General features: G+C 71.9%; 15 protein-coding genes. 12 read left to right on the top strand and 3 right to left on the bottom strand.

What is annotated here, in order from left to right:
• The first annotated feature begins 113 nt into the window (after positions 1–113).
• Together AMYBE_RS0104230 and AMYBE_RS0104235 are read left to right on the top strand one after the other, a co-directional pair.
• Positions 114–350 carry a PTS sugar transporter subunit IIB gene (locus tag AMYBE_RS0104230; protein WP_020658095.1) on the top strand — a complete coding sequence of 79 codons (237 nt, stop codon included), beginning with the start codon at positions 114–116 and terminating at the stop codon, positions 348–350.
• Positions 347–802, top strand: a complete 456-nt coding sequence (locus tag AMYBE_RS0104235; protein ID WP_020658096.1) for a PTS sugar transporter subunit IIA — start codon at positions 347–349, stop codon at positions 800–802. Before AMYBE_RS0104230 ends, AMYBE_RS0104235 begins: the two co-directional genes overlap by 4 nt.
• A gap of 48 nt (positions 803–850) precedes the next feature.
• Here the strand turns inward: AMYBE_RS0104235 and AMYBE_RS0104240 are convergent, their stop codons facing one another.
• On the bottom strand, positions 851–1,285 hold the full coding sequence (locus AMYBE_RS0104240; protein WP_027927364.1) for a Rieske (2Fe-2S) protein: 435 nt from the start codon (positions 1,283–1,285) through the stop codon (positions 851–853).
• Positions 1,286–1,385: 100 nt separating this feature from the next.
• Between AMYBE_RS0104240 and AMYBE_RS0104245 the strand changes: the two genes are divergently transcribed.
• The 7 genes from AMYBE_RS0104245 (at position 1,386) to AMYBE_RS0104275 (ending at position 8,109) form a co-directional block, all read left to right on the top strand.
• The gene (locus AMYBE_RS0104245) at positions 1,386–1,766 is read left to right on the top strand and encodes a hypothetical protein (protein ID WP_020658098.1); all 381 of its coding nucleotides are present in this window, start codon (positions 1,386–1,388) and stop codon (positions 1,764–1,766) included.
• A 326-nt stretch (positions 1,767–2,092) separates the two neighbouring features.
• Positions 2,093–2,998 carry a prepilin peptidase gene (locus AMYBE_RS40860; RefSeq protein WP_034286746.1) on the top strand — a complete coding sequence of 302 codons (906 nt, stop codon included), beginning with the start codon at positions 2,093–2,095 and terminating at the stop codon, positions 2,996–2,998.
• A 49-nt stretch (positions 2,999–3,047) separates the two neighbouring features.
• Positions 3,048–4,235 carry a chorismate synthase gene (aroC, locus tag AMYBE_RS0104255; protein WP_020658100.1) on the top strand — a complete coding sequence of 396 codons (1,188 nt, stop codon included), beginning with the start codon at positions 3,048–3,050 and terminating at the stop codon, positions 4,233–4,235.
• Positions 4,232–4,756, top strand: coding sequence for a shikimate kinase (locus AMYBE_RS0104260; RefSeq protein ID WP_020658101.1), 525 nt, complete (start codon positions 4,232–4,234; stop codon positions 4,754–4,756). The genes aroC and AMYBE_RS0104260 overlap by 4 nt, the downstream gene beginning before the upstream one ends.
• 181 nt (positions 4,757–4,937) lie before the next feature.
• On the top strand, positions 4,938–6,053 hold the full coding sequence (gene aroB, locus AMYBE_RS0104265; RefSeq protein ID WP_020658102.1) for a 3-dehydroquinate synthase: 1,116 nt from the start codon (positions 4,938–4,940) through the stop codon (positions 6,051–6,053).
• Positions 6,050–6,481, top strand: a complete 432-nt coding sequence (gene aroQ, locus AMYBE_RS0104270) for a type II 3-dehydroquinate dehydratase (RefSeq protein ID WP_020658103.1) — start codon at positions 6,050–6,052, stop codon at positions 6,479–6,481. Before aroB ends, aroQ begins: the two co-directional genes overlap by 4 nt.
• A gap of 137 nt (positions 6,482–6,618) precedes the next feature.
• Positions 6,619–8,109, top strand: coding sequence for a glycoside hydrolase family protein (locus AMYBE_RS0104275; protein WP_027927366.1), 1,491 nt, complete (start codon positions 6,619–6,621; stop codon positions 8,107–8,109).
• Here the strand turns inward: AMYBE_RS0104275 and AMYBE_RS46845 are convergent.
• On the bottom strand, positions 8,033–8,656 hold the full coding sequence (locus AMYBE_RS46845; RefSeq protein ID WP_020658105.1) for a B-4DMT family transporter: 624 nt from the start codon (positions 8,654–8,656) through the stop codon (positions 8,033–8,035). The genes AMYBE_RS0104275 and AMYBE_RS46845 overlap by 77 nt on opposite strands.
• 94 nt (positions 8,657–8,750) lie before the next feature.
• Between AMYBE_RS46845 and AMYBE_RS0104285 the strand changes: the two genes are divergently transcribed.
• The 3 genes from AMYBE_RS0104285 to nusB are packed head-to-tail and all read left to right on the top strand — an operon-like array spanning position 8,751 to position 10,913.
• A complete protein-coding gene (locus tag AMYBE_RS0104285; protein WP_020658106.1) occupies positions 8,751–9,848 on the top strand; it encodes a M24 family metallopeptidase in 1,098 nt (365 codons plus the stop codon).
• A gap of 43 nt (positions 9,849–9,891) precedes the next feature.
• Positions 9,892–10,455 carry an elongation factor P gene (gene efp, locus AMYBE_RS0104290; protein WP_020658107.1) on the top strand — a complete coding sequence of 188 codons (564 nt, stop codon included), beginning with the start codon at positions 9,892–9,894 and terminating at the stop codon, positions 10,453–10,455.
• Positions 10,455–10,913 carry a transcription antitermination factor NusB gene (nusB, locus tag AMYBE_RS0104295; protein ID WP_020658108.1) on the top strand — a complete coding sequence of 153 codons (459 nt, stop codon included), beginning with the start codon at positions 10,455–10,457 and terminating at the stop codon, positions 10,911–10,913. Before efp ends, nusB begins: the two co-directional genes overlap by 1 nt.
• A 1,226-nt stretch (positions 10,914–12,139) precedes the next feature.
• Here nusB and bldD read toward each other — a convergent pair.
• Positions 12,140–12,628, bottom strand: coding sequence for a transcriptional regulator BldD (gene bldD / locus AMYBE_RS0104300; RefSeq protein ID WP_003096372.1), 489 nt, complete (start codon positions 12,626–12,628; stop codon positions 12,140–12,142).
• Positions 12,629–12,672 lie beyond the last annotated feature (44 nt).

Here is a 12,672-nt window from a genome sequence, read left to right on the forward strand (position 1 = left end):
CCACCGTTACGCGTTCGTGCCCGGCCGAGGCAGGCAAGGCGGCAAACGGCGTAGTAAGGGTGGTGCCCACCACCTGGTCCAGGTAGAAAGCAACGGGATACGAGGAGGCCGCGATGGCGGACGACAGGCCGGAAAAGATTCTCGCGGCGCTCGGCGGCGCGGACAACGTCGTGGAGATCGAGGGCTGCATCACGCGGCTGCGCTGCGAACTCGAGGACGTGTCCGTCGTGGACGAAGCGGCGCTGAAGGCCGCCGGCGCGATGGGCGTCGTGAAGATGGGCACCGCTGTCCAGGTCATCGTCGGGCCGGAGGCGGACACCATCGCGAGCGACATCGAGGACTTGATGTGAGCCTGCCGATCCTGAGCCCGGTCGCGGGCGAGGTCGTCGCGATCTCCGAGGTCCCCGACCTGGTGTTCGCGGAGGCGATGGTGGGCCCGGGCATCGCGGTCAAGCCGGCCGGCGGCCCTGCGGACGCGGTCGCGCCGGTGGACGGCACCGTCGTGACGCTGCACCCGCACGCCTACGTGGTGGCCACCGAGGACGGCCGCGCCGTGCTCGTGCACCTCGGCATCGACACCGTGAAGGAAAAGGGCGAGGGGTTCACGCTGCACGTCGTCAAGGGCGAGCAGGTGCGGGCCGGCCAGCCGATCGTCGGCTGGGACCCGGACGCGGTCGCCGCCAAGGGCTACTCGCCGATCGTCCCGGTCATCGGGCTCGACGCCTCGGCCGACGTGCTCGCCGGTCTCGAAACCGGCCGCACCGTAGCCGCCGGCGACGAGCTGTTCACCTGGAACGACTGACCCCGGCTGCCCTTTGTGGACGGTGAACGTCCACAAAGGGCGGTCCGGTCAGGCAGTGACCACTTCTCCGTTCTGGACCTTCACCGCCACTTTGGCCAGCGGCTGGCTGGCCGGCCCGTGCTTCACCGCGCCGGTCAGCGCGTCGAACACCGAGCCGTGGCACGGGCAGTCCGCCTGGCCGTCCCGCGGCGGGTTCACGGTGCAGCCCTGGTGCGTGCAGATCGCGCTGAAACAGGACACGACTCCCGCGGTCGGCTGCGCGACGATCACGTCCTGCCCGTCCGGCGTTTTGGCGGATTTCGCCTGGCCCACGGGCACTTCCGCCAACGCGATCACCTTCCCGCCCGGGGCGGGAGCGGCGGGAGCGGTGCCGGAACCCGCGCTCCCGCACGCGGTGAGCGTGACAGCGGCGGTGCCCGCGACGGCGGCCGCGGCCGCCCCGGAGGCGAGGACGGAACGGCGCGAATGAAGTTCGGCAGTCATGCCCAGTGCAACGAATTCGGATCCGTTCGGGTTCAGCTGAACCGCCGCCGTCCCCCGTGCGTGTTCTTCCACGTCCGGCATTCACGGCGAAGGAGACAGCATGGCGACCTGGATCCGAGCGCTCGGCGCGGCGGGCCTCGCGGGATCGGCGGCGATCCACTTCTACCTGTACTGGGGCAGCGGTTACGCGGACATTCCGGTGGTCGGGCCGCTTTTCCTGGTGAACGGAATCGCCGGCGTGCTGATCGCGCTCGCCCTGCTCGCGTGGCGGCATTGGCTGCCCGCGTTCCTGACCCTCGGCTTCGGCGGTGTGACGCTGCTCGCGTACGTGCTCTCGGTGACGGTGGGCTTCTACGGCGTGCATGACCAGTTCAACAGCCAATACGAATACTGGGGCGTGATCACCGAAGCCGTGTGCGTGGTCTGCGGCCTGCTCTTGCTGGCGCGCGCGTTCCGGCGCCGGGCGGCTCGGAACTCGTAACGCCGCGGGCTTTCCGGGTGAAGAGCGAGCCGGATCTGGTCGATCTGCCGCACCTGGCCCAGCGTCGCGGCCCGACTCAGCCCGATCCGCCCCGGATCGCCCCGGATCGCCCCGGATCGGATCGGTAAGACCCCACTACCGCGCCGCGAGCCGCACGGCCGGCTCGTTCGGCCGGCCGTGGTCCGGCCGGACTGATCCCGCCGGGCCATTGTCCAGTCGGGCTGATTCCGCCCGTCCGGGTGAACCTGTCGGCGTGTCAGGTGCGAGGGGTCCCCTCGCGCACCATTCGTTTGCCCTGGTCAGAGCGTTGCGGGCACGCTGACGAAATGGTTCTTACAGCAGTGCTCGCAGCCTGCGCGGTGGTGCCCGTGCTGCTGCTGATGGTGCGGAAAGCGGGTGCGCCGGTCCCGGTCCTGGTCACCCTGGCCGGTGCGGCCGCCGCGGCCGCGATCGCCGCGGCGCGGGCCGACGCCGGTGCGCTGCCGGGGTGGTGGTTGCCGGTGCCCTGGCTGGTTTCGGTCGTCGGCGTCCCGCTGGCGCTGGCCGACGTCCGGCACCGCAGGCTGCCGGACGTCCTCACTCTGCCCGCATACCCGGCCGTCGCACTGACCGTCGCGCTCGCCGCCGTCGGCGGAGGGGGCTGGCGACTGGCTGCCGGTGCCGCATTGGGCTGCCTCCTGTTCGGTGGCACGCACCTGGTCGTGCATCGTCTGAGCGGTGGCGGGCTCGGCCCGGGAGACGTCAAGCTGGCCGGTTCCTGCGGTGCCGTCCTGGGCGCGGTGGGCGGCCTCGCACCGGCGACAGCGGCTGTGCTGGCCGCGCTGGTGAGCGCGGTGGCGGCGGGTCCGATGTGGGCGGTTCGGCGAGTCCGGGAGCTGCGCCGGGACCGCCGGGCTCCGCCTTTCGCCCCGGTGAGCCGGGCCGGCCGGCCAGGTTTGCCCGGCCGGTCACTCGCGGTGCCCGGATCGCCGCCTGAACCTGGTCGGGCCGGCTGCCTCGCGCCGGACCGGCCCGGTGCTCCGAAGCCGACGCCTCACCGTCGCCAAGCCGCCGAGCCCAACCCTCGCCGCCCCGGCCGGCCCCGCCCCGGCCCCGCCTCGGCCTGCTCCGGCCCCGCCTCGGCCCGCCCCGAGACCCGCGCCGGTCCGCTGCGCGTCCCCTACGGTCCGGGCCTCGTCCTGGCCACCTGGGCGTGCGCGGTTTTCCCAGCGGCTGGAACGGGCATCGGCTGAGGCCAGGGGCTCCTCCGGGGCGCGGAGCGGGCCGTGACAGGATTGTCCGGTGCTGCGCTGGATCACCGCTGGAGAATCGCACGGACCCGCCCTCGCCGCCGTGCTCGAAGGGCTGCCTGCCGGGGTGGAGGTGACGACCTCGGACCTCTCCGCGCAGCTCGCGCGGCGACGGCTCGGGTTCGGCCGCAGTCCCCGGATGGGCTTCGAGACCGACCGGGTGCAGTTCCTCGGCGGGGTCCGCCACGGGCTCACCCAGGGCGGCCCGATCGCCGTGCAGATCGAGAACGCCGAGTGGCCCAAGTGGGAGAAGGTCATGGCGGCCGATCCGGTCGACGAGGCCGAACTCGCCGGGCTGGCCCGCAACGAGCCGCTGACCCGTCCCCGCCCTGGGCACGCCGATCTGCCCGGCATGCAGAAGTACGGCTTCGACGAGGCCCGTCCCGTCCTGGAGCGCGCCAGCGCCCGCGAGACGGCTTCGCGGACCGCGCTCGGCACTGTCGCGCGGAACTTCCTGCGGCAGCTGCTCGGGGCCGAGGTGCTGAGCCACGTCGTCTCGATCGGCGGGGCGGACGCGCCGGAGGGGCCGCTGCCTCAGCCGGGCGACCTCGCGGCGATCGACGAGAGCCCGGTCCGGTCGTTCTCGGCCGAGGGGACCGAGGCGATGATCGCCGAGGTCGACGCGGTGCGGAAAGCCGGTGACACGGTCGGCGGCGTCATCGAGGTGCTCGTCTACGGACTGCCGCCGGGCCTCGGCTCGCACGTGCACTGGGACCGCAGGCTCGACGCACGCCTGGCCGGCGCGCTGATGGGCGTCCAGGCGATGAAGGGCGTCGAGGTCGGCGACGGCTTCACCACCGCCCGCCGCTGGGGCAGCCAGGCGCACGACGAGATCGACCGGGGGACCGGCCCGGTCGGCGTCACCCGGCGGTCCAACCGCGCGGGCGGGCTCGAGGGCGGCATCACCAACGGCGAGCCGCTGCGGGTGCGGGTCGCGATGAAGCCGATCTCCACCGTGCCCAAGGCGCTGTCCACCGTGGACGTCCGGACCGGCGAGCCCGCGGTGGCGATCCACCAGCGGTCGGACGTGTGCGCGGTCCCGCGCGCCGGCGTCGTGCTGGAGTCGGTGGTCGCGCTGGTCGTCGCGGACGCGGCGCTGGAGAAGTTCGGCGGCGACTCGCTGGCCGAGACCAAGCGCAACGCGGAGGCGTATCTGAAGGCGCTCGAGGAGCGCTGGTGAGCCCGCGCGCGGTCGTCGTCGGCCCGCCCGGATCCGGCAAGAGCACGGTCGGCCCGCTGCTGGCCGCGGCGCTCGGGGTGGCGTTCCGCGACACCGACGACGACATCGTCGCGCGCGCCGGACGGCCCATCTCGGACATCTTCGCCGACGACGGCGAACCGGCCTTCCGCGCGCTCGAAGAGGAAGCGGTCGCGACCGCGCTGGCCGAGCACGACGGAGTCCTGTCCCTCGGCGGCGGCGCTCCGCTCACGCCCGGCACGCGGGCCCGGCTGCGCGGTCACACCGTGGTGTTCCTGAACGTCGGGCTCGCCGCCGGGGTCCAGCGCACCGGAATGTCCAGCGCTCGCCCGCTGCTCGCCGGCATCAACCCGCGCGCCACCTTCAAAGCACTGCTCGACCAGCGGCTGCCGGTGTACCGCGAGGTGGCGACCGTCGAGATCGAGACAGACCACCAGACGCCGGAAGAAATCGTCGCGGCCGCCGTCGCCGCCCTCGAACCCGATCGGGTCCACCGGCAGTGAACCGGCACCAGCCGTCCGCCGTTCGCGGGCGGGGCGCGAACCGCCCCGCTTCGCGGCCTGCGCGCGCCGGCCGGACGACCGAGGCCGGGCGACGAGGCCAGCCAGGCCAGTGCCAAGTCACCGCCCAGCCCAGGAACCACCCAGCCCAGGACCGCCCGGTCCGGGAGCAGTGAGGAGCACCGTGTCCGACACCCAGCCCGTCCGGATCCGGGTCGCCACCGCGCAGCCGTACGACGTGCTCGTGGGGCGCGGCCTGCTCGGCGAGCTCACCGAGCAGCTCGCCGACGCGTCGAAAGTCGCGCTCATCCACCCGCCGACGCTCGCCGCGACCGCCGAGGCGGTGCGCGACGAGCTGGCCGAGGCCGGAATCGACGCGCACCGGGTCGAGGTCCCGGACGCCGAAGACGGCAAGGCCTTCTCGGTCGCCAGCTTCTGCTGGGAGGTGCTCGGCAAGATCGGGCTGGACCGGCGCGGCGTGGTCGTCGGGCTCGGCGGCGGGGCGGTCACCGACCTGGCCGGGTTCGTCGCGGGCACCTGGATGCGCGGCGTCCGGCTGGTGAACGTGCCGACCACGCTGCTCGGCATGGTCGACGCGGCGGTCGGCGGGAAGACCGGCATCAACACCGAGGCGGGCAAGAACCTCGTCGGCGTGTTCCACGAACCGTCCGCCGTCCTGGTCGACCTCGCGACGCTGGAATCCTTGCCGCGCAACGAACTCGTCGCCGGAATGGCGGAGATCGTCAAGGCCGGCTTCATCGCCGACCCGCGAATCCTCGAACTCATCGAGGCCGACCCGGCCGCCGCGCTCGACCCGGCCGGCGACGTGCTGGCCGAGCTGGTCCGCCGGTCGATCCAGGTCAAGGCCGACGTCGTAGCGGCGGACCTGCGCGAGTCCGATCTGCGCGAGATCCTCAACTACGGCCACACCCTCGGCCACGCCATCGAACGCCGCGAGCGCTACCGCTGGCGCCACGGCGCGGCGGTCAGCGTCGGCCTGGTGTTCGCCGCCGAGCTGGCACGTCTGGCCGGCCGTCTCGACGACGCCACCGCCGATCGGCACGCCGCGGTGCTCAAGCTGATCGGCTTGCCCACCACCTACGACCCGGACGCGCTCTCGCAGCTGCTGGAGACCATGAAGGGCGACAAGAAGACCCGCTCCGGGGTGCTGCGGTTCGTCGTGCTCGACGGGCTCGGCAAGCCCGGCCGGCTGGAAGGCCCGGATCCGGCGCTGCTCGCCGCCGCCTACTCGGCGGTCGCGGCCGAGGCCCAGGGCAATGGCGGGAGCGTGCTGCTGTGAAGGCGTTCGTGTTCAACGGTCCCAATCTCGGCCGCCTCGGCAAGCGCGAGCCGGCCGTCTACGGTTCCACCACGCACGACGATCTCGTGCGGCTGTGCGTCGACACCGGCAAGGAGCTGGGCATCGACGTCGAGGTACGGCAGACCGACCACGAGGGCGAGATGGTCGGCTGGCTGCACGAAGCCGCCGACGCGGGCGCTCCGGTCGTGCTGAACGCCGGCGCGTGGACGCATTACTCGATCGCCGTCCGCGACGCGGCCGCTCAGCTCACCGCGCCGCTGCTGGAACTGCACATCACCAACGTCCACAAGCGCGAGGAATTCCGGCACCACAGCGTGCTTTCCGACATCGCGACCGGCGTCATCGCCGGCCTCGGCGTGGACGGCTACGCCCTCGCGCTCCGCTGGGTCGCGGCACACGGTTCCTGACCGGAAACAGCAAGCCGGCGGTCAACGCGCAGAACGGCGCGCGGAGGCCGATCTGGTTCACCCGTCTGGTGCCGGTATCGCTACACTCGGCTATCGTGCACCCGTTTCGTCGTGGGGGTCGACGACCCGTGGGTCAGCTGCTCGCGCTGCTGGCCGCCGGTTCCCTCGTCGCGGGGTGCGCGGCGACCGCCGCCCAGCCGCAGGCTGAAGGCACCGGCCAGGGCGGAATCGCGGGCAGTGGGCCGCAACCCCCGCCAGAGCCGCCGCGTGCCGCCAACGTCCCGCTCGTCGCGAAAGCGGGACGGCAGAGCCAGGGCGTGGTCGGCGGCGGCGCGGAAGACGCGGTCTACAACTACGGGCCCACGGCGATGGTCGAGAACGGCCGGACCCGGATGTGGTGGTGCAGCCAGTACAGCAGCGCCCCGCCGCCCGGCGACGACATCCTGTACGCCGAAGCGCCCACCGCCAACGGACCGTTCACCGGCCCAGGCGGCGGTGCCGCGATCCCGGTGCTGTCCGGTTCGCCCGGTCATTTCGACGGCATGCACACCTGCGACCCCTCCGTGCTGCGCGTCGGCGGCACTTACTTCATGTACTACACCGGCGCGGCGGGCGATCACGCGCTCGGCAACGCGATCGGCCTCGCCACCAGCACCGACGGCATCCACTGGACCCGGCCGACGCCGGACCGGCCGCTGCTCGGCGCGTCGCACGACGTCCACCGCGCCAACGTCTACGGCGCGGGCCAGCCTTCCGCGGTCTTCCTCGACGGCTGGTACTACCTGATGTTCACCGACACCACCGGCCGCGCGGCCGGCTGGAACGGGGCCGGGCAGTTCCTCATGCGAGCGCACGACCCGGCCTTCCGCGAAGGCGTCGAATCGTTGGGGGAGAAGGGCTTCGAGCCGGTCGCCAGCACCACGACGCCGCGCACCCGGTCGGTGGTCGACGGGTTCAGCGCGGACCTGGAATGGGTCGGTGCGCTCGACGCGTTCGCCATCGCGCACGAAACCGCCGACGGCACCACGATCACCTTCTGGGACCGGGGTTTCACCATGCAGCCATACCAGCCGGTGCTGATCCCCGGGGCGTGGAAGGAAGGCCCTGGGCTGGTCCGCCGCCCCGACGGGCACGCGCCGACCTCGCTCGACGACCCGTGCGACACCGTTCCGGTGGACGTGGTGCGCGCGACCGAGATCGGCGGCGCCGGCGCGCCGACCGGGCTGAAACACTTCGGGATCGACATCCAGAACGCGGGCGGCTGCTCGACGGCTGCCCGCAGCACCGCGACGTTCGACGGTATCGCCATGCCGTCGCCGGACCGCACGATCGACCTGTACCGGCTGGGCGTGCGCGTCCGGATCGACCGACGGTCGGTCGCCGCCGCGCTGGCCGGCGAGCTGGTGGACCGGCCGCTGCCGCAAGTGCCGGCACTGCCGGTGGCGACCCGGTTGCGTTCCGGCGCGACGATCGTGCATTCGGCCGAGCGCGGCTACGGGGTGGTACTGGACGGCAAGCTCTACGGCCTGCCGGACACCGCGACCGTCGCGCTCAACGGTTCCGGGGTGCAGGAGATCGGCCCGCAACAGTGGGACGCCGTCGCGCGCGGTTTGGCGCTGGGCGGCTGACCGGCGAAGGCTTCGGCTTCGGCGAAGACTCGGTTCGCGGCTCGGGGCTCGGCGGCAGTTCCAGTTCGCCGGAGCGGCTGCCGGCGCCGTCCTCGTCCTCAGAGTCGCCGGGGTCGCCGGAGTGGTCAGTTTCGTCTTCGTCCTCGGCAGCTGCCGGACGCCGGATCCGCCCGCCGACGAACAGGCCGAGACCAGCGGGCACCAGCACGAGCAGCGCGGAAAACGCCGCGCCGCCGGTCAGTGCGGCACCCAGTTCCGAGGTGCCGGTCTGGTCGACGAAAATCGCCCGCCCGACGACGTACAGGACGCCCGAGACGACCCCTGCGACCAGCGAGGCGATAAACCACGCGCGTCCTCGGTCCGGTACGCCGCGCCAGCCGTCCACCGCGCTCCACAGCGCTGCCACGCCGACCAGTGCGGCGATGGCCAGCGACGTGATCAGCGTCTGGCCGGTCGGGTGGAACACGGACCACTTGGCGAGCAGCGTCATCGCGGCGGCGTGCACGACCGCCATGACCAGCCCGCGCGTCAACCAGGCACCCAGCATGGACGGAGTGTAGGCGCGCCGAAGTTAACCGCGAGTAGGCCGTCCTCCGGGCGCGCCGGAACCGAGACCGGAACGTGCTGGTTAAGCTGGTCGAGTGCCGGAAATCCACGACCGCCGCCGCGGCGCGCTGCGCACCCTGCTCCACGAGAACGGGGTCGACGCGCTGCTGGTCACCGACCTGCTCAACATCCGCTACCTGACCGGGTTCACCGGGTCGAACGCCGCGCTGCTGCTGCACGCCGGCGGCGACGGGAAGACCCTGTTCTGCACGGACGGCCGCTACACCACGCAGTCCGCGGTCGAGGTGCCTGATCTGGAGCGCGTGCTCGACCGCGCCAGCGCCCGCGCCCTCGCGGGGCACGCGGCCGGCGAAGCCGCGGTGTACGGCCGGACCGGGTTCGAGAGCCAGCACGTGAGCGTCGAGGAGCACGAAGCGCTGAAGGTGAGCTTCGACCGGGTCGAGCTCATCCGCACGCCCGGGCTGACCGAGCAGCTGCGGCTGGTGAAGGACGAGACTGAGATCGCCGCGCTGCGGCAAGCGTGCGCTGCCGCCGACCGCGCGCTCGCGGACCTGATCGAAGCGGGCGGTGTGCGGCCCGGCCGGACCGAGCAGGAAGTCGCCCGTGACCTGGAGAACCGGATGCTGGACCACGGCTCGTCCGGCGTTTCGTTCGAGTCCATCGTCGCCGCGGGAGCGAACTCGGCGATCCCGCACCACCGGCCGACCGGCGCGGCACTGCGCACCGGCGACTTCGTGAAGTTCGACTTCGGAGCCACCGTGGACGGGTACCACTCGGACATGACCCGGATGGTCGTCCTCGGCGAGCCCGCGGACTGGCAGCGCGAGATCTACGAGCTGGTGCACCGGGCGCAGGCAGCGGGCTGCGACGCGGTCCGGCCGGGCGCCGAGGTGTCTGATGTGGACCGCGCGGCGCGCTCGACGATCGCCGACGCGGGGTACGCGGAGCAGTTCTCGCACGGTCTCGGGCACGGTGTCGGGCTGGAAGTGCACGAGGCACCGAGCCTGGCCGCGGCGGGCGTCGGTACACTGTCGGCCGGTATGGCGGTCACCGTCGAGCCCGGCGTCTACCTCGCGGGGCGCGGTGGCGTGCGCATCGAGGACACGCTCGTCGTGCGGGACTCCGGACCCGAACTCCTCACCCTGAGCACCAAGGACCTCGTGGCCGTCTGACGGCCGCAGCCGAAGAGATCGAAAACAGGAGACCTGAAGACTCGTGGCCACGACCAACGACCTGAAGAACGGACTCGTCCTCAACCTGGACGGGCAGCTGTGGACCGTCACCGCGTTCCAGCACGTCAAGCCGGGCAAGGGCGGCGCCTTCGTGCGCACCACCCTCAAGCACGTGCTGACCGGGAAGGTCGTCGACAAGACCTTCAACGCCGGCACGAAGGTCGAGACGGCCACGGTGGACCGCCGCAACATGACGTACCTGTACAAGGACGGCGCGGACTTCGTGTTCATGGACGGCGACACCTACGACCAGATCACGGTGCCCGCTGAGACGGTCGGCGACAACGCCAACTACATGCTGGAGAACACCGAGGTCCAGGTCGCGGTGCACGAGAACGAGCCGCTCTACGTCGAGCTGCCGACCTCGGTCGAGATCCTGATCCAGCACACCGACCCGGGCCTGCAGGGCGACCGTTCCACCGGCGGCACCAAGCCGGCCACGCTGGAGACCGGCGCCGAGATCCAGGTGCCGCTGTTCCTCTCGACCGGCGAGAAGATCAAGGTCGACACCCGCGACGGCCGTTACCTCGGCCGCGTCTCCGCCTGATGACGGAGAAACTTCCGCCGCATCCGAACCGCGGCGGCGCGATCAGCCGGCGCCAAGCCCGTCGCCGCGCGGTCGAGATGCTGTACGAGGCCGCGCAGCGCGGGGTCGACCCGGTCACCCTCCTGGCAGACCGGGTCGGCGCCGTCGAGGTCGACCCGATCGCGGACTACACGGTCACTGTCGTGGAGGGCGTCACGGCGCACCGCGAGCGGATCGACGAACTCCTCGCCGAACACTCGCAGGGCTGGACGCTGGAGCGGATGCCGCCGGTCGATCTGGCCGTGCTGCGCGTAGGCGTGTACGAGATCCTGTGGGCCGAGGACGTGCCGGACGCGGTCGCGATCGACGAAGCGGTCGGCGTCGCGAAGGAACTGTCGACGGACGATTCGCCGCGTTTCGTGAACGGCGTGCTGGGCCGGATCGGCACTATCGCGGACCGGTTGCGCGCGATCCTGTAGCGATTCACGGCGGCGGCAGTAGCTCCGCTGGGGGAATGTCGCCACCTGAATGGCCGCTACCTGATCGGGCTACGGTTTGGCGGAGCGGCATCCGGGGCGAACGTTCCGGCGGGAAAATTGATCACCGAGCGGAATCGGAATCGGTCGGCGGGTGCCTAGCGCGCCCGATCCGGTCATCCGGTTCCGCTTGTGTGGTTTCCGGCCAGGCGATTTTTCCCGGTTTTGGCGGCGACCGGCGAAGAATCGCGCGCCAGGGCGACCAGCAGTGGATCTCGGTGCGCGGCAACGGAAACTGCCGGCCGATAGGTGGTCGTTGCTGGGTTTTCGCAGCTGAAGTACGGTGGCGGCGGGGCTGAGTGTTTCGGCCGGGCATGCGGCGCTGAGGGGAAATGCGCTGGAACGCCGGAGTCATTGCGGGACGCCAGTCGGGCGGACGGGCCTGGCGTTCGGCGGGGAGCTCGGCGGCGCTCTTGTGGCCAGGTGGTTCGGAGCGCGAAATTCGCTGGAGTTGGGACCGCTGTGCCGTTTTGGCAGGAGAACCCGAGGCGATTCTGGCGGCTTGTGCTGGACAAACCTCGGCTCGGCGCTCGATCGGTGATTCCGACGTCGAAGCGGGGTCTCGGAAGGGGACCTCGGCCGCGACGCAACGCCTGGGACGTGCGGATTTCGGCGTCGGCGGGATGGTCTAGGGGTGCGGGTCTCCGCAGCGTGCGTCGTCCGGCACCCTGGGGATTTCGGCCGGCTCGGCCCTTCTGATCGGGTGATCCGGCGGCAGGACTGTGCCTCAGTCGCGTCGGCCCAGGTGAGGCGTGGCGTCGGCCTCTGTCCAGCGATCCCGGGGGCCAGCTTGCCCTCCGGGGCTTTTGAGCCCCGATCCGCTGCGGCGCATCCTCAGCCGTCGAGCGGCAGCCAGCGGCGGCGATCCGATCCGACAGCGCACTGGCACGGCCAACCCCAACCCAGCCCCCCAACCCCAGTCCGGAGCCTCGACCCAGCACAGCGACTCACCTGCGCGGCGAGACCCGGTCAACCCCAACTTCGGCCCAGCTCAGCCGCGGAAACAACCCGCCTCGGGACCCGACCCGGGGCCAGCTCGCCCGATTCTGACCGCAATGCCACCCCAGCCCTGGTCAGCCCGGCCTTCACCCGAATCGCGGCGGGCGTTCCCGATTCCCCGGTCGCGGGAAGCCCGCCGCGTCGTGCGCGGCCGTTGCCGCCATCAGTGCTCAGTCCTCTTTGGACGGGCGGGCTTCCGGCGGCAGGACGCCCCAGTCGATCAGCTGCTCGGTGAGCTCGCCCGGGGTCATGTCGTAGATGATCGCGAGGGAGCGCAGGTCCTCGGTGCGGATGGAGAGCACCTTGCCGTTGTAGTCGCCGCGCTGGCTCTGGATCGTCGCCGCGTAGCGGGCGAGCGGGCCTACCTTTTCCGCGGGCAGCTGCTGGAGCCGCTCCAGGTTGATGACGATCTTCGTGGCGGGCTCGGCTCCCGAGGGGACGCGGCCCTCCGGCAGCAGTTCGACCACCGGCACGCCGTAGAAGTCCGCCAGCTCGGCCAGCTTCTGGACGGTCACTGCCCGGTCGCCGCGCTCGTAGGAACCGACCACGACGGCCTTCCACCGTCCGCCGGACTTCTGCTCGACCCCGTGCAGGGACAGGCCTTGCTGCTGGCGGATCCCGCGGAGCTTGGCCCCGAGCGCCTTGGCGTAATCGCCCATCTGGTGGTTCTCCGTTTCATCGCCCCGCCCGGCCGGAGGACCGG

Source organism: Amycolatopsis benzoatilytica AK 16/65 (assembly GCF_000383915.1).
Classification (GTDB): Bacteria; Actinomycetota; Actinomycetes; order Mycobacteriales; family Pseudonocardiaceae; genus Amycolatopsis; species Amycolatopsis benzoatilytica.